The 16,026-nt window shown below is 65.7% G+C and carries 13 protein-coding genes; 9 read left to right on the forward strand and 4 right to left on the reverse strand.

All coding sequences use genetic code 11. The annotated features are described in order from the left end of the window. Positions 1-20: 20 nt before the first annotated feature. The 6 genes from WFP78_RS03335 (at position 21) to ftsH (ending at position 7,616) form a co-directional block, all read left to right on the forward strand. Positions 21-152, forward strand: a complete 132-nt coding sequence (locus tag WFP78_RS03335; protein ID WP_336958619.1) for a hypothetical protein — start codon at positions 21-23, stop codon at positions 150-152. Further along, positions 149-2,428 (forward strand): phosphoenolpyruvate--protein phosphotransferase, encoded by a 2,280-nt coding sequence (gene ptsP, locus WFP78_RS03340; protein ID WP_336958621.1) that lies wholly within the window; start codon positions 149-151, stop codon positions 2,426-2,428. Before WFP78_RS03335 ends, ptsP begins: the two co-directional genes overlap by 4 nt. A 161-nt stretch (positions 2,429-2,589) precedes the next feature. Then, complete coding sequence (locus tag WFP78_RS03345; RefSeq protein ID WP_336958624.1) at positions 2,590-3,516, forward strand: helix-turn-helix domain-containing protein; 927 nt, start codon at positions 2,590-2,592, stop codon at positions 3,514-3,516. A gap of 155 nt (positions 3,517-3,671) precedes the next feature. After that, a complete protein-coding gene (locus tag WFP78_RS03350) occupies positions 3,672-4,613 on the forward strand; it encodes a tetratricopeptide repeat protein (protein ID WP_336958626.1) in 942 nt (313 codons plus the stop codon). Then, the gene (gene tilS / locus WFP78_RS03355) at positions 4,594-5,550 is read left to right on the forward strand and encodes a tRNA lysidine(34) synthetase TilS (protein WP_419722903.1); all 957 of its coding nucleotides are present in this window, start codon (positions 4,594-4,596) and stop codon (positions 5,548-5,550) included. Before WFP78_RS03350 ends, tilS begins: the two co-directional genes overlap by 20 nt. A 119-nt stretch (positions 5,551-5,669) precedes the next feature. Beyond that, positions 5,670-7,616 (forward strand): ATP-dependent zinc metalloprotease FtsH, encoded by a 1,947-nt coding sequence (ftsH, locus tag WFP78_RS03360; protein ID WP_336958628.1) that lies wholly within the window; start codon positions 5,670-5,672, stop codon positions 7,614-7,616. A 243-nt stretch (positions 7,617-7,859) separates the two neighbouring features. Here the strand turns inward: ftsH and WFP78_RS03365 are convergent, their stop codons facing one another. Beyond that, the gene (locus WFP78_RS03365) at positions 7,860-8,237 is read right to left on the reverse strand and encodes a hypothetical protein (RefSeq protein WP_336958630.1); all 378 of its coding nucleotides are present in this window, start codon (positions 8,235-8,237) and stop codon (positions 7,860-7,862) included. Positions 8,238-8,481: 244 nt separating this feature from the next. Further along, a complete protein-coding gene (gene rpoZ, locus WFP78_RS03370; RefSeq protein WP_336958912.1) occupies positions 8,482-8,826 on the reverse strand; it encodes a DNA-directed RNA polymerase subunit omega in 345 nt (114 codons plus the stop codon). Positions 8,827-8,980: 154 nt separating this feature from the next. On the opposite strand from rpoZ, the gene WFP78_RS03375 reads away from it, so the two are divergent. Next, entirely contained in the window at positions 8,981-10,216 is a 1,236-nt protein-coding gene (locus WFP78_RS03375) for a phospholipase D-like domain-containing protein (protein WP_336958632.1), read from the forward strand. A gap of 126 nt (positions 10,217-10,342) precedes the next feature. Here the strand turns inward: WFP78_RS03375 and WFP78_RS03380 are convergent, their stop codons facing one another. Further along, positions 10,343-10,972 carry a class I SAM-dependent methyltransferase gene (locus WFP78_RS03380; RefSeq protein WP_336958634.1) on the reverse strand — a complete coding sequence of 210 codons (630 nt, stop codon included), beginning with the start codon at positions 10,970-10,972 and terminating at the stop codon, positions 10,343-10,345. Positions 10,973-11,191: 219 nt separating this feature from the next. Beyond that, entirely contained in the window at positions 11,192-13,489 is a 2,298-nt protein-coding gene (locus WFP78_RS03385) for a CDC48 family AAA ATPase (protein WP_336958915.1), read from the reverse strand. Between the two features lie 392 nt (positions 13,490-13,881). Between WFP78_RS03385 and WFP78_RS03390 the strand changes: the two genes are divergently transcribed. Both WFP78_RS03390 and WFP78_RS03395 read left to right on the forward strand, forming a co-directional pair. Next, on the forward strand, positions 13,882-14,751 hold the full coding sequence (locus WFP78_RS03390; RefSeq protein WP_336958636.1) for a LysR substrate-binding domain-containing protein: 870 nt from the start codon (positions 13,882-13,884) through the stop codon (positions 14,749-14,751). 69 nt (positions 14,752-14,820) lie between these two features. Then, the gene (locus tag WFP78_RS03395; protein ID WP_336958638.1) at positions 14,821-15,975 is read left to right on the forward strand and encodes a GGDEF domain-containing protein; all 1,155 of its coding nucleotides are present in this window, start codon (positions 14,821-14,823) and stop codon (positions 15,973-15,975) included. Positions 15,976-16,026: the final 51 nt, after the last annotated feature.

Below are 16,026 nucleotides of genomic sequence, written 5' to 3' on the forward strand. Positions count from 1 at the left end.
GCCTTCCCCTTGAATGGTGCATGTCGGGCAAAGCCCCGACTCTCGGTGTCTATTCAGCAGCAATAACGGTCGAGGCGCAATATTCCGCCATCGCCGATATAAAGTTCGTGATTGGAATGGACGGCAGCTTTCTGTTAGCGGTGCGGATATGATCAGCCCTCCCGTCATCGCCGCACGCAAGATCCTGAGCCGCCTGCACGAGCTGATGGCTTCGCGCTTCGCCGCGCAGCAAAAGCTGAACAAGGTAGTGGAGATCATCGGCGAGGAACTGTCGAGCGAGGTGTGCTCCATCTATCTGTTGCGCGAAGGCGTGCTGGAGCTGTTCGCGACGCGCGGCCTGAAGCAGGAGGCGGTGCATGTCGCCCGCCTCGCCATGGGCCAGGGGCTGGTCGGCACGATCGCCGCCAATGTCGAGACGCTGAACCTGGATGAGGCGGCGGCCCATCCCGATTTCGCCTATCTGCCCGAAACCGGCGAGGAATTGTTCCACAGCTTTGCCGGCGTGCCCATCGTGCGGCGCGAGCATGCCGTGGGCGTGCTGTGCGTGCAGCATGTCGACCCGCGCCGCTATGAAGAGATCGAGATCGAGGCGCTGCAGACGGTGGCGATGGTCCTTTCCGAACTGATCGCCAATGCCGGCCTGGTCGACGAGGCGCCGGGCGAGGGGCGGGTGCAGGACACCGGCTCCAACATCCTGACCGGCCTTCAGCTGGTGATGGGCATGGCGCGCGGCCATGTCGTCTTCCACCAGCCGCGCATCACCGTCGAGCATACCGTGGCCGAGGATGTGGAGGCCGAGCGCCAGCGGGTCATCTCCGCCTTCACCAAGATGCGCGAGCAGATCGACCGGATGGCGGGCGCGGCCGACTTCGGCGGCGATGGCGAGCATCAGGAGGTGCTCGAAACCTACAAGATGTTCGCCTATGACGAAGGCTGGACCCGGCGGATCAACGAGGCCATCGACAGCGGCCTGACCGCGGAGGCGGCGATCGAGCGGGTGCAGCAACGCACCCGCATGCGCATGCGCCAGATTTCCGACCCGCTGCTGCAGGACCGGATGCACGATCTGGAGGATCTCTCCAACCGGCTGCTGCGCATCGTGTCCGGCCAGCTGGGCACGGCGGCGCAACTGGGCCTGCGGCAGGACGCCATATTGGTGGCGCGCAACCTGGGGCCGGCGGAGCTGCTGGAATATGACCGCCGCCGCCTGAAGGGCGTGATCCTGGAGGAAGGGTCGCTCACCGCGCATGTCACCATCGTCGCGCGGGCCATGGGCGTGCCGGTGCTGGGCCGTGTGCGCGACATCCGCCATCGGGTGAACGAGGGCGACCTTGTCCTCATGGACGTGAACGAGAACCGGCTGTTCGTCCGCCCGACGCTCGACATGGACGAGGCGTTCGAGAACAAGCTCAGCCTCACCGCCAAGCGCCGCGCCGCCTTTGCCGCCGCGCGCGACCTGCCGCCGGTGACGAAGGACGGCACGCGCATCGAGCTGATGGTGAATGCCGGCCTGCGCGACGATGCCGCTGCGCTCGACGTGACCGGCGCGGACGGCATCGGCCTGTTCCGCACCGAATTCCAGTTCCTCGTTTCCGCCACCCTGCCGCAGCGCGAGCGCCAGCAGCGCCTGTACAAGGATGTGCTGGATGCGGCCGGCGACCGCCCGGTCATCTTCCGCACCGTCGATATCGGCGGCGACAAGGCCCTGCCCTATATGCGCACGGGCGACGACGACGGCAGCGTGGAGGACAATCCGGCGATGGGCTGGCGCGCGTTGCGCCTGGCGCTGGAGCGGGACGCGCTGATGAAGGCGCAGGCCCGCGCCCTGCTGGAAGCGGCGGCGGGCCGGACGCTCTACGTCATGTTCCCGCTGATTTCCGAACCCTGGGAATATGAAGCGGCGAAGGCGCTGATCGAGCGCCAGCGGGAATGGCTGATGAAACAGCGCAAGAAGGTGCCCAACGCCGTGCGCTATGGGGCGATGCTGGAAGTGCCGGCGCTGGCCGAGGTGCTCGACATCCTGCTGCCCATGGTCGATTTCCTGTCGGTGGGCACGAACGACCTCACCCAGTTCCTGTTCGCGGCCGACCGCGCGCATCCCAAGCTGGCGGAGCGCTATGACTGGCTGAGCGTCGCCATCCTGCGCTTCCTCTCGCGTATTGCCCGTACCTGCGCCGAATATGATGTGCCGGTGGGCGTGTGCGGCGAAATGGGCGGGCGCACGCTGGAGGCGATGGCGCTATTGGGGCTGGGGTTCCGCCGCCTGTCCATCACCCCGGCGTCGATCGGCCCGGTGAAGGCGATGATCCGGTCGCTGGACCTGTCGGCGCTGAGTGCCGAGATACCGGCCGTGCTTTCCGGCGCGGCGGGGAACCCGCGTGCCTTCCTCACCCAATGGGCCGTAAAGCAAGGGGTGGAAACGAGCTAGGACCGGTCGACCGCAAATCCTCCATCCGGGCCAGCGCGGCGTTGACAGACCGGCGCGGCGGATGAGAGACAGCCATGTCAGAAACGGGCGCCAATACGCGCAGATCAAAAGAAGAATGGGTCGTCATGCAGGAATCCGACGGGGCCGGGATGGAACAGGGCATGCTGAACATCGATCAGCCCGGCGATATGCTGCGTCGCGCGCGCGAAGCGCAGGGGCTTTCGCTGCAGGAAGTGGCGACGCGGACCCGCGTGCCGGTGCGCCAGCTGGAGATGATCGAGCGCAATGATTTCGCCGGGCTTCCGGGCCTGCCCTATGCGGTCGGCTTCGCGCGGGCCTATGCGCGGGCCATCGGCAGTGACGAAGTGGCGATCGCCGCCGGCGTGCGGGAGGCGCTGGGCGGCACCGACATGCAGGCCGGCCGCTACCAGGCCTTCGAACCGGCGGACCCCGCGCGCGTGCCGCCGCGCTACATTGCCTGGACGGCCTTTGCCATCGCGCTGGTTCTGGCGGTCGCCTATGGCATATGGCGCACGCAGGTCTTCACGCCGCCGTCCGACGAGCAGATCGCAGCGGCCCGCCAGGCGTCCGTCGCCCCGGCGCATACCGCCAATGGCGCCGCGGCCCGGCCCGCGCCCACCGAAGGCCCGGTCGTCCTGACCGCGCTGGATGCCGTGTGGCTGCGCATCTACGACCAGACGGGCGAGCGCCTGCTGGAAAAGGAAATGGCCAAGGGGGAAAGCTTCACCGTGCCGGCCAATGCCGACAATCCGATGATCCTGACCGGGCGCCCGGATGCGCTGGCGGTGACGGTCGGCGGCCGGCCCGTGCCGCCGCTGGGCCCGCCGGAACGGACGATTGCGGACATGCCGATCAGCGCCGCCGCGCTGCTGGCCCGTGCCGCACCGGCCTCTGCGGGAACGGCAGTTCCCGCGACGGCTCCCGCCGCGTCCACGCCCACGCCGCGCCCGACCACCGGTGCCGCGCGCCCCGCCGCCGCGCCGCCGGCATCCTCGCCGCCCGCAACGGCCGGTGCGACCGGGCAGGGGCCGGCGGGCGACGCCGCGCCTGCCGATCCGCAGGGCTGATCTTTCCGGCCATGCCCTGTTCAGCTGTGTTCTGCACAGCGTCATGATGAACGCGCTGTAGCGATCATCAGCGATCATCAGCGATCATCCCCGGCTTTACGCCATGGCCTGATCGCTTATGGTGAATCCGACTTTGAGAAGAATGGGAAGAGTCCATGCGTAACGCGATCCTGTCCGCAATCGCCCCGTCCGCGCTGATGGCCTCCGCGCTGATGGCGCTGGCGCCGGCGGCCCATGCCCAGAACGCGCCGATCGAAACCCGTGTCGACCGCATCGAAAAGGAACTGCGCGCCGTGCAGCGCAAGGTCTTCCCCGCCGGCACCCCGGTGGAGGCGGAGATCACCCGCGCGCCGGTGACGAGCGTGCCGGGCGCGCCCTCCTCTTCGCCGGTGTCCGACCTGATCTCGCGCGTCGATGCGCTGGAGCAGCAGCTGGCGACGCTCACCGGCCAGACCGAGCAGAACAGCTACAAGCTGAAGCAGCTTGAGGATGCCTTTGCGAAATACAAGGCGGAGACGGACGCGAAGCTGACCCCCGACGTCGCGCCGCCTGCCGCCGTGCCGACCCTGTCGACGCCCGCCGCCGGCGCCACGCCCCGGCCTGCGGGCGGCAGGCCGGCGGCGGCTGTCACGCCCGCTGCAAGTCCCGCCGCCAGCGACGCGCGCAAGACTGCCGTGGCGGCGATCGAGCGGCCGTCCACCGGGGACGATGCGGCGGACGCCTATAGCTATGGCTATCGCCTGTGGGGCGCGAAATTCTACCCCGAGGCGCAGGTGCAGCTGAAGGCCGCGGTGGCCAAGTTCGGATCGACCTCCGTCGGCAGCCGCTCGCAGAACCTGCTCGGTCGCGCCTATCTGGACGATGGCAAGCCGGCGCTCGCCTCGGTCGAATTCTATGAAAATTATTCCAAGCGGCCCAAGGGCGATCGCGCAGCCGACAGCCTTGCCTGGCTGGGCGAGGCGCTGATCCAGCTCAAGAAGCCGGCCGATGCGTGCAAGGTCTATGCGGAGCTGGACCAGGTCTATGGCGCGGGCCTTGCGGCCAATCTGCGCACGATGATGGAAAAGGGCAGGGTTCGTGCCAAATGCGGCGCCTGACGCCGCCGATCGTTTCCTGAACGATGTCGCCCGGCTGATCGACAATGCCTCCACCGCGCGCTTCGGCATCGCGGTTTCCGGCGGGCCGGACAGCATGGCGCTGTTGCTGCTGGCCGCCGGCGCCTTTCCAGGCCGGGTGGCGGCGGCGACCGTCGACCATGGCCTGCGTCCCGACTCCGCCGACGAAGCGGCGATGGTGGCGCGCTGGTGCGCCACCCATGGCATTGCGCACGCGACCCTGCATCCGCCCGTGCCGATCACCGGCAATCTCCAGTCGGCCGCTCGCACTGCGCGCTATGCGTTGCTGCAGCAATGGCGCGACGCACAGGGGCTGGACTGGCTGATGACGGCGCATCATGCCGACGACCAGCTGGAAACCCTGCTGATGCGGCTCAACCGGGGATCGGGCGTGGGTGGCCTTGCCGGGGTGCGGGCGCGGTCGGGTCATGTGCTGCGGCCGCTGCTGGGCTGGCGCCGCGCAGAATTGCGCGCGGTGGCGGAGGCGGCGGACATGCCCTTCGTCCTCGACCCCAGCAATGCCGATCCGCGATTCGTTCGTGCCGCCTTGCGTGCGCGGCTGGCGGCGGCGGACTGGCTCGATCCGCTGGCCGCCGCGCGCAGTGCCGCCGCGCTGGCGGAGGCGGAGGCAGCGCTCGCCTGGATGGCGGCGGACATTGCCGGGCGCGCCATCGCGCAGGCGGGAGAAGAATGGACGCTTGCCGTGCCGGATATGGCTGCCCTGCCGCGCGAATTGCGCCGCCGCGTCCTGCTCCATCTACTCGCCGCCGCCGATCCCGTCGCGTTCCCGCCGCGTGGCGACGCGCTGGATCATGCGCTGGCGCAGGCCGAGGCGGGCGGTCAGGCGAGCCTGGGGGATTGGCTGCTTGCGGGCGGCCATCGCTGGCGCCTGCGCCGCGCGCCGCCGCGCCGGGCGTGAAAAGGCCATCATTCACCCCCCGGCAACCTCTTCCGGGCTAAATGGATGCAACAGGGCGGCCGGGTCGATATTGCCATTTGGCCGTCGCGCCCTATCTTGGGTGGCGAAAGTGAGCAGGCATGAACGACGATAAGGAACCGCAGGGCAACCCCTGGATGAAGAGCGCGATGATCTGGGCAGGCGTGATTATCGCGCTGCTGCTGTTCGTCTCCCTCTTTGACCGGCCATCCGCGTCGAGCGTGGGGGCGCCCATCGCCTATTCCGATTTCCGGCAGAAAGTGCAGGACGGGCAGGTCAAGGAAGTGACCGTCGCGCCAGACAGGATCAGCGGCACGCTCGCCAATGATTCGCGCTTCCAGACGGTGCCGGTCAGCGATCCGGGCCTCACGACCCTGCTGGACGACTATAATGTCAAATATAGCGGCAAGCCGGAGGACACGCCGGCCTTTTGGCAGATTCTGCTCTATCAATCGCTGCCCTTCCTGCTGATCCTGGGTATCGCCTTCTTCGTGCTGCGCCAGATGCAGAAGGGCGGCGGCTCGGGCGCCATGGGCTTTGGCAAGTCCAAGGCGAAGCTGCTGACCGAAAAGCATGGCCGCGTCACCTTTCAGGATGTCGCGGGCATCGACGAGGCGCGCGAGGAGCTGGAGGAGATCGTCGAGTTCCTGAAGGACCCCACCAAATTCGCGCGTCTGGGCGGCAAGATCCCTAAGGGCGCGTTGCTGGTCGGTTCGCCCGGCACCGGCAAGACGCTGCTCGCCCGCGCCATTGCGGGTGAGGCGGGCGTGCCCTTCTTCACCATTTCGGGGTCCGACTTTGTCGAGATGTTCGTCGGTGTCGGCGCGTCCCGTGTCCGCGACATGTTCGAGCAGGCGAAGAAGAACGCGCCCTGCATCGTCTTCATCGACGAGATCGACGCGGTCGGCCGCCATCGTGGTGCCGGCCTGGGCAATGGCAATGATGAGCGCGAGCAGACGCTGAACCAGCTGCTGGTCGAGATGGACGGTTTCGAGGCCAATGAAGGCATCATCATCGTCGCGGCGACCAACCGCCCCGACGTGCTCGATCCCGCGCTGCTGCGTCCGGGCCGCTTCGACCGTCAGGTCGTGGTGCCTCGCCCGGACATCGAGGGCCGAGAGAAGATTTTGGCCGTGCACATGAAGAAGGTGCCGCTGGCGCCGGACGTCAACCCACGCACCATCGCGCGCGGAACGCCGGGCTTCTCGGGCGCCGATCTCGCCAATCTCGTCAACGAGGCTGCGCTGACCGCTGCCCGCCGTGGCAAGCGCCTGGTCGCCATGGATGAGTTCGAGGCCGCGAAGGACAAGGTCATGATGGGCGCGGAACGCCGCTCCATGGTGATGACCGAGGACGAGAAGAAGATGACCGCCTATCATGAGGCCGGCCATGCCATCGTCGCGGTCCATGAGCCTGCGTCGGACCCGATCCACAAGGCCACCATCATCCCGCGCGGTCGCGCGCTGGGCATGGTGATGCGCCTGCCGGAGCGGGACAGCTACAGCTACCATCGCGACAAGATGCACGCGAACCTGGCCGTCTCCATGGGTGGCCGCGTCGCCGAGGAAATCATCTTCGGCTATGACAAGGTGTCGAGCGGCGCATCGGGGGATATCCAGTACGCGACCAAGCTCGCGCGCGACATGGTCACGCAATGGGGCATGTCGGACAAGCTGGGGCCGCTGCAATATGAAGAGCAGCAGGGCGAGACCTTCCTGGGCTATTCGCAGAGCCAGCGCACCCATATGTCGGATGAGACCGCGAAGCTGATCGACAAGGAAATCCGCGGCATCGTGGATCAGGGCTATGCCCGCGCCAACGCACTGCTGCGCGGCCATGAGGACCAGCTCCACCTGCTCGCCAACGCGCTGCTGGAATATGAGACGCTCTCGGGCGACGAGATCAAGACCCTGCTCGACAAGGGCGAGATCACCCGCGACGACGGCACGACCATCAAGCCGTCCAGCATGCCTGCCGCCGGCACCGCTATCCCCAAGACGCGCCGCCGCAAGGGGCCGTTCGGTGATCCCACGCCGCTGGGGGTGTGATCGCGGGCTTGCGGTTTTATTGACTGATATTTCCGCGGCCTGTCTTGAAAGAGGCGGGCCGCGATGCTTTTGGGATGTGCTGAGAGGAATGGCTTACAATTAATCGTAGTCATTCAATATAAAACTGGTATTCGAAGTAGTAAGGGTTTGTTCAAATCTATTTGTGATAAAGCTGAGGCTTGAAATATTCTGATTGGTATAGTTCCGAACTTGTTACGGTAAGTGATGGTTTCATCATAACGCCTAAATTATTTCTTTGCCTTCGAATGCGCGGCTCGCATTGATAACTACCATACCGAGTTGGTCCAGCCGCTTCCAGGCGCCCTCAAGCTCGTTGAGCGTAAGCGTACGCGCAGTGTCGCTACCTTTGCGTGGTTTGCGCTTCAAAATATATTCCTCGTCGGGCCCAATTGCCTCCCAGAAGCCATGCACTATATCGTTGCGGAGTTGATGAAGTAGGATGTGCGCACTGAGCACTTCATGAAGATATGGTGTAGCCGCATGGTCCGTGCCAAGAGCATTAAGCGTCTTGCGGATTTCGTCTGCATAGTCTGAAATCTGGCTATCCAGCAACTGATCACGCAGCTTGCTATAATCAACCTGCCGGATACGCGCGAGCATGTCGGCTAGCATTCGTTCATGCTTAGCCCACGTCATCACAAACTGTCCGACATAGTAGGGTATCGCTATTATTCGCACTTGCGCTTTGGACAGGCCGGGTATTAGTCCCATTAATAACCGCTCAGTGATAATATTCGTCTCCCAGTACGTGATTGCCCAGACATGGAAAAGGCCCGGCTATTCCTCTTGCGGGAACCGCCGGGCCTTGTCCTGCCCTCTCCTCTAACTTTTCTATGCGGCTTTTTTAGCCGTCATAGTCTCCGCCGATATTCTGGTTGCGCGGCGGCGCTGCGGCGGTGAGGCGCAGCGCCTCTGCCGACTGGGCAATGGAACCGATTTCGTCCGGCGTGTCGTCGTCGTCGATCTGCACCTTCTGCAGCGTTCCGATGACAGCATCATGAAGCTCGGCGGGCGTCACCGTTTCTTCGGCGATTTCGCGCAGCGCGACGACCGGGTTCTTGTCGCGGTCGCGATCGACGGTCAGTTCGGCGCCACCGGAAATCTCACGCGCACGCTGAGCGGCCAGCAGGACAAGATCGAAACGATTAGTGACCTTGTCGACGCAATCTTCGACGGTAACGCGGGCCATCTGGGCTCCTGAAACTGAATTTTGGCTTGGAAAGGCCGATTGCCTAGCAGCGCCATGCGCCAGAGTCAATGAAAACGCGCCTTTCATGGGGCGGCCGCGCCGGGCATCGCGCTCCCCTATGGCCAGCGACATCGAAACCCGGCATGGAAGGCTGATGAGCGACGCAGGCGCCGAGCGGAGAGAGCAGGCCGACGAGGAGATCGTCTGCACCATAGCGGGCAACCGGCTGCGCGTGATCGAGCAGGGGCCGGCATTGCTGGACGCGCTCGTTACGCTGATCGACGGCGCGCAGCACAGCCTCAAGATCTTCTACTATATCTTCGAAAGCGATCGCAGCGGCCGACGGGTGCTGGCGCGCATGATCCGGGCGCTGCGGCGCGGCGTCACCGTGACCTTGATGATCGACGCCTTTGGCAGCAGCGGGGCGGAGGAGGGGTTCTTCAACAGCTTCGTGGGCGCGGGCGGCCGTTTCGGGCTGTTCGGCGCGCGGCGGTCCACCCGTTACCTCATCCGCAATCACCAGAAGATCGCGCTGGCGGACGACATGCGGCTGATGATCGGCGGCTTCAACGTGGGCGACGCCTATTTCGGCCTGCCGGAGGAGGATTGCTGGGACGATCTGGGCCTGCTGATCGAAGGGCCGCAGGTGGCGCCGATGGTGCGCTGGTACGGGCAGCTGTGGCACTGGGTCTCCTCCCGCAAGCAGCGCTTCGGCACCTTGCGCGCGATGGTGCGGCACTGGCGCCGGGCGGGCGCGCGGCAGGTGGACGACGGCGTGTTCCGCTGGCTGATCGGCGGCCCGACGCGGCTGCTCAGCCCCTGGGCGCAGGTGGTGAAGCATGATCTGGAGCGCGCCCGCCGGCTGGATATGATCGAAGCCTATTTCTCGCCGGGGCAGGGGATGCTGAAGCGCATCGGCGCCATCGCTGCGCGGGCGCAGGAATCCGGCGTGCCGGGATCGGGCGGGGGCGTGCGGCTGATGATGCCCGCCAAGTCGGACAATGGCGCCACGGTGAGCGCCGCGCGGCTGCTCTACGGACCGCTGCTCAAGCGCGGCGTCGACATCTTCGAATATCAGCCGTGCAAGCTGCACATGAAACTGATCGTGGTCGACGATGCCGTCTATGTCGGATCGGCCAATTTCGACATGCGCAGCCTGTTCCTCAACCTGGAAGTGATGCTGCGGGTGGAGGATGCGGGCTTCGCGCGCCGCATGACCGCCTTTGTCGACCGGCATATCGCGCAAAGCCGGCAGATCACGCCGGAGGTGCAGCGGCGACGGCGCGGCCCGCTGACGCTGCTCAAATGGTGGATCAGCTATCTGCTGGTGGGCGTGCTGGACTATACCGTCACCCGCCGGCTGAACTTCCGCTACCGGCGCGAGGATTAGAGCGCGCTGCGTTACATTTGATGCGGGGCGCGCGCTCTCATTCTTTGTTGTCGCATCGGTTTTTGCGCAAAACCGGTTCCCACTTTTGCGCACGATGCTCTCAACATCTGGCGCCTTCACCGCGCGTCAGGCGGCCTGCGCCAGCGCATCCTCGCGATAGGCCCAGAACAGGCGGCAGGGGGGGATGTTGAGCCATTCGATGCCGCGCTCGACCCGGCCGAAATGCCGTTCCAGCAGGGTGCTGACCCGCCGTGAATATTGGTAGACGAGGAAGGAGCCGCCGGGCCGCAGGGCAAGGCGCGTTTCGGCCATGATCGCTTCGTCCACGCCCTCCGGCAGGGTGGAGAAGGGCAGGCCGGACAGGATATAGTCGGCCTCGCGGAAACCATGGTCGGCGATGATGCTGCGCACATCGGCGGCCGATCCATGGACGGCGCGGAACCGCCGGTCTGTAATCTCTCCGTTCAGATGCTTGATGAAGCCGGCATTGGTGTCGATCGCGATCAGCATCGCGTCCGGCCCCATCATCTCCAGGATCGGGCGGGTGAAGGTGCCCAGCCCCGGGCCATATTCCACGAACAGCCTGGTGCCCTGCCAGTGGACCGGCGCCAGCATCGCCTCGACCAGCGCGGGGGAGGACGGGATGATCGACCCGATCATCGCGGGGTGCCTGGCGAATTCCCGGAAGAATGTGGACCAGGTCTTTACCGGCTTCAGCATGCGGGCAATCGCCCCCGATGTGCGGGGCTTCGTCATCGAATGAGCAGCCATTCTGGTCCTGTCCGATCGTTGTCTTGGGGCCGTCGCAAAATTGCAGCAAAGTTGCAAGCGGCGTCATGATCAACGCGCCAGCAGCGTGCCGGTTCACTGTGCCGCGATCCGCCGCAGCGGGCGCACATGCAAAGCGGCGCCCGGCCATGCTGGCGGGCGCCGCTCCTGTCTTTCATCGCACCGTGATCCTGGAGCCGATCGGGCTTAGCCATCCTTCTCCTTGCGGCCGGGCAACATGCCCGGCGTGACGAAGCCGATCGGGTCGACCTGCATCGCCTTCTGCTTCAGCGTGTTCTGCATCGCCTCATATTCGCGCTCCATCTCCGGCGTCACGGAAGCGCGGGTGTCGGCCAGCGCCGCCTCGAAATGGCTGGCGTCGACCGTCTCGACCGAAAGCGACTGGCGCAGCGCGAACAGGCCCGCCCGGCGGACGAGGTCTTCCAGATCCGCGCCCGTGAACCGCTCCGTGCGTTCGGCAAGGCTGTCGAGGTCGACATCCCCGGCGATCGGCATCTTGGCCGTATGGATGCCAAGGATGCGTCGCCGCCCGGCCTCGTCGGGCACCGGCACATAGATCAGCTCGTCGAAGCGGCCGGGCCGCAGCAGCGCCGGATCGACCAGCGTCGGCCGGTTGGTCGCGCCGATCACCACCACGGACTGCAGCTCTTCCAGCCCGTCCATCTCGGCCAGGATGGTGTTCACCACCCGCTCCGTCACCTGCGGCTCGCCAAGGCCGTTGCCGCGCGCGGGCACCAGGCTGTCCAGCTCGTCGATGAAGATGACGGTGGGCGCCACCTGTCGCGCGCGGCTGAACAGCTTGGCGATCTGCTGCTCGCTTTCGCCATACCATTTGGAAAGCAGGTCGCTGGACTTGGTCGCGATGAAGTTCGCCTGTGCCTCCCGCGCGACGGCCTTTGCCAGCAGCGTCTTGCCGGTGCCGGGCGGGCCGTAGAGCAGGAAGCCTTTGGCCGGGCGGATGCCCAGCCGCCGGAAGGCGTCCGGGTTCTTCAGCGGCAATTCCACGCCCTCCTTCAGGCGCATCTGTGCGTCGTCCAGCCCGCCAATATCGTCCCAGCCGATATTGGGCGCCTGCACCATCACCTCGCGCATGGCCGAAGGCTGCACGCGCTTGATGGCGGAGAGGAAATCCTCCCGCGTCACGCTCAGTTCGTCCAGCACCTCCGGCGGGATCGTGCCTTCCTCCAGGTTGAGGCGCGGCATGAAGCGGCGCACCGCCTCGATCGCCGCCTCCCGCGCCAGCGCGGCCAGGTCCGCGCCCACGAAGCCATAGGTCGTGCGCGCCAGTTCGGAGAGGTCCACCTTGTCGCCCAGCGGCATGCCGCGGGTGTGGATGCCCAGGATTTCGCGCCGTCCGCGCTCGTCCGGCACGCCCACCACGATTTCCCGGTCGAACCGGCCGGGGCGACGCAGCGCCTCGTCGATCGCCTCGGGCCGGTTGGTCGCGGCGATGACGACAAGGTTGGTACGGGGCTCCAGCCCGTCCATCAGGGTCAGCAGCTGGGCGACCAGCCGCTTCTCCGTCTCGCCCGTCACCTGTCCGCGCTTCGGCGCGATCGAATCGATCTCGTCGATGAACAGGATGGAGGGCGCCGCCTTGGTTGCCGCCTCGAAAATCTCGCGCAGCTGCTTTTCGGACTCGCCATAGGCAGAGCCCATGATCTCCGGACCGTTGATCAGGAAGAATTCGGCATCGCTTTCATTGGCGACCGCGCGGGCAAGCCGCGTCTTGCCCGTGCCCGGCGGGCCATGCAGCAACACGCCGCGCGGCGGATCGACGCCCAGCCGCTGGAACAGCTCGGGATAGCGCAGCGGCAGCTCCACCATCTCGCGCAGCTGGTCGATCGTCTCGGCCATGCCGCCGACATCGTCATAGGTGACGTCGGCGCGCCGCGATTCGCGCGGTTCCTGATATTCGGGGCGCAGCTCGACCTCGGTCTCCGCGTCGATGGCCACGATGCCCTTGGGCACGGTGGCGACGACCACCAGCCGGATTTCCTGCAGCGCATAGGCGGGGGCGGCCAGCATCTGGCGCAGCTGCGGGGGCAGGTCGCCGCGATCCACCTGCTGCTGGCCGGCGGTCGCCACCACGTCCCCGGCGGTCAGCGGGCGCTGGAAGAAGCTGCGCTTCAGGGCTTCGGGATTGCCCTGAAGCCGCAGATTATGCTGGGCAGGGGCAAAGACGACGCGCTGGGCCGCGCGCGGCTCGATCTTGCGGATCTGCACGAAATCGCCGGAGCCGACGCCGGCATTGGCGCGCTGCAGACCGTCGAGGCGCAGCACTTCGAGCCCTTCGTCCTCCTTATAGGGACGAACGACACGCGCGGGCGTGCCGCGCTTGCCGACGATCTCGATGGCATCGCCTTCGGTCAGGCCAAGTTCGGCCATCGCGCTCAGCGACAGCCGGGCAAGGCCCTGTCCTGCATCCTCGGGCCGTGCGTTGGCCACTTGAATCCTGCGTCCGGTCGCTTCCTGATCGGCCATCGCCATTCCCGCTCCTTTGCTCGCGTCCATGCGTCGCTAAGCCACAGATAGGGAGCCGTCGGGCGCGCGGGAAGGGGGGTAAAATGGCCCGTTGGAGACATGATGAGTCACGCCACGGAAATATGTGCGCCTTCGCAGGCGCAAAAAAGGGGCCGATCAAATGACCGGCCCTTGAAAGTTTATAGGAGAGGATGCCTGAAAGGCGTATCCTATGTGCATTGCAGCGGTTTCTTTCGCAAGTGCGAAATGTTTCAAGCAGGTTGCAAAATTTGCATCTTGCGAAACGATTGGATTTCTGTCTTCCTCTGACCAAGGATGCGGAGGCATGGACGGTCACAGGCTGCCATTTCTTTTGGTGCAATGCGGCAGCAACTGGCCCGGATAAGAAGTAAATGAGACGGTTGCCACCCCTCACGGCCCTGGAGGCCTTTGTTCAAGTCGCACGACTCGGCTCGGTGAAGGCCGCTGCGGAGGAGCTGGCCCTGTCCACGCCCGCGCTCAGCCGCCGCGTCCAGGCGCTGGAACGCTTCATCGGCAAGGCGCTGTTCGATCGCAAGCACCAGGCGATGGAAATCAATTTCGACGGGCAACGCCTGCTGGACGATATCGCGCCGGCGCTCGATGCCATGTCCCGCGCGCTGGAGAATATCCGGGGCGATGCCAATCATATGCGGCTGCGGCTGGCCGTGCTGCCGCTGTTCGCCAGCCAGCGGCTGTTCCCGCGCCTGGGCGAATTGCGCAAGGCGCATCCCACGCTGCATCTGGATATCGACACGACGCCCTATGCCGTCGCGCGGCTGGGCGAGGGGCTGGACGCCGCCATCGTGCTGAGCAAGGATATCGACCCCAATCTCTACGCGCATGAACTGGATCGGGACGAAGTCTATCTGATCGCCAACCACCAGCTGGCCGAAGCGATCACCGAGCCGGCCAAGATCGCCAACCACACCATCCTTGTGCATCGGGAGATGTCGGCCAGCTTCGACGCGTGGAAGGACGCCGTCGGCCTGCCCGATCTGGAGCCCGCGGCGATCGACAATTATGATTCCGGGCCGTTGATGCTGGAGGCCGCCGCGCAGGGACTGGGTGTCGCCGTGATGCATGCCAGCCACCTGACCGAAGCGCGCGATCCGCGGCTGGTGCGGCTGTTCGACCAGCATGTCGAAAGCCCCTATCGCTACTATTTTGTGTGTCGTCCCAGGGCCTTGCAGAGCCGGCCGGTGCGCATCTTCCACGACTGGCTGATCCTGGCCGACATCTGACCGTTTCGGGCGTGATGATTATTTTCATCCTAACCTAAATCGGCCCCGGCCCAGGCCGTTTTCTGGGGCATGGACGCACAGAGACATATCGCGGAAACGCCCATGGGGCTGACCAACCGCATCGCACGCTGGGCCGGTCTGCGTAACAGCGCCGGTTCAGCCGAGGATACCGCTTCCGCCCGGACGCAGGATGCGCGTGGCGCCTTCAGCCGGGAGGTCGACCGGCGTCGCATGCGTTATGACGAAATCGGATCGTTCATGATGGCGCATGATCTGGACCTGACGCCGCTGAACTTCGGCTTTGCCCATGATTATATCACCGGCAACGATCACCGGATCGAGGCGGCGGTGCAGGCGGTGCTGCTGCAGCGTGGCAAGATCACCAATGGCTGGGTGGAAAAGATCGTCGCGGAACGGCATGCCGGTGAGGTGACGGCGGAATCGCTGGCCGAAATGCTCGACAAGGTCGAGGCGAATCTGGGCGAGTTCACCAGCCTGATCGACGAATCGCGCAGCCATGCCAAGGATTATGGCGCCGCCCTGCAGGAGCAGGTCCGCGACCTGGACGGCAATCATGCGGCCCAGCCGGTGCTGGCCAAGCTGGTCGCGCTGACCCGGTCCATGGTGGAGAAGACCCGGCAGGTGGAAGCGCAGATGCGCGACAACCAGAAGCAGACCAAGACGCTGCAGCAAAGCCTGGAAACGGCCCGCCGCGCGGCCGAGCATGATCATCTGACGGGCCTGCCCAACCGCCGCGCCTTCGAAGCGCGCATGGCCGAGGAGGTGGCGGCCGTGCAGGCGACCGGCGAGCCGCTGAGCGTCGCCTTTTGCGACATCGATCATTTCAAGCTGGTCAACGATACCCATGGCCATGACACCGGCGACCGGGTGCTCAAGTTCGTGGGCAGCCTACTGTCGAAGGTGTCGGGCGAAAAATGCCATGTCGCGCGCCATGGCGGCGAGGAGTTCGTCATGCTCTTTCGCGGCAAGACGGCGGCGCAGGCCAGCGAGATGGTGAATGCGGCGCGGGAGGATCTTTCGACGCGCAGCCTGGTCAACCGCGCCAATGGCGAGCGGATGGAGCGCGTCACCTTCTCCGGCGGGGTCGCCGATGTCCTGGCCTATGACGATCCGCGCGCGGCGCTGAAGGCTGCGGACAGGGCGCTCTATCTTGCCAAGGAACATGGCCGCAACCGCGTCTACATCGCGGCCGAAACCAACTGAGGGTGCCGGGCCGGGCCTTCCCGGCTCAGCGCGGGAACCGGTTTTCACTGA

Source organism: Sphingobium aquiterrae (genome assembly GCF_037154135.1).
GTDB classification, from domain to species: Bacteria; Pseudomonadota; Alphaproteobacteria; order Sphingomonadales; family Sphingomonadaceae; genus Sphingobium; species Sphingobium aquiterrae.

Excerpts from the sequence above, each read along its gene's own strand:
- WFP78_RS03365 (WP_336958630.1), bottom strand. The coding sequence starts at position 8,237 with ATGCTCGCGCGTATCCGGCAGGTTGATTATAGCAAGCTGCGTGATCAG.
- WFP78_RS03335 (WP_336958619.1), top strand. The coding sequence starts at position 21 with ATGTCGGGCAAAGCCCCGACTCTCGGTGTCTATTCAGCAGCAATAACG.
- WFP78_RS03345 (WP_336958624.1), top strand. The coding sequence starts at position 2,590 with ATGCTGAACATCGATCAGCCCGGCGATATGCTGCGTCGCGCGCGCGAA.
- rpoZ (WP_336958912.1), bottom strand. The coding sequence starts at position 8,826 with ATGGCCCGCGTTACCGTCGAAGATTGCGTCGACAAGGTCACTAATCGT.
- ptsP (WP_336958621.1), top strand. The coding sequence starts at position 149 with ATGATCAGCCCTCCCGTCATCGCCGCACGCAAGATCCTGAGCCGCCTG.
- WFP78_RS03390 (WP_336958636.1), top strand. The coding sequence starts at position 13,882 with ATGAGACGGTTGCCACCCCTCACGGCCCTGGAGGCCTTTGTTCAAGTC.
- WFP78_RS03395 (WP_336958638.1), top strand. The coding sequence starts at position 14,821 with ATGGACGCACAGAGACATATCGCGGAAACGCCCATGGGGCTGACCAAC.
- WFP78_RS03380 (WP_336958634.1), bottom strand. The coding sequence starts at position 10,972 with ATGACGAAGCCCCGCACATCGGGGGCGATTGCCCGCATGCTGAAGCCG.
- ftsH (WP_336958628.1), top strand. The coding sequence starts at position 5,670 with ATGAACGACGATAAGGAACCGCAGGGCAACCCCTGGATGAAGAGCGCG.
- WFP78_RS03375 (WP_336958632.1), top strand. The coding sequence starts at position 8,981 with ATGAGCGACGCAGGCGCCGAGCGGAGAGAGCAGGCCGACGAGGAGATC.
- WFP78_RS03385 (WP_336958915.1), bottom strand. The coding sequence starts at position 13,489 with ATGGCCGATCAGGAAGCGACCGGACGCAGGATTCAAGTGGCCAACGCA.
- WFP78_RS03350 (WP_336958626.1), top strand. The coding sequence starts at position 3,672 with ATGCGTAACGCGATCCTGTCCGCAATCGCCCCGTCCGCGCTGATGGCC.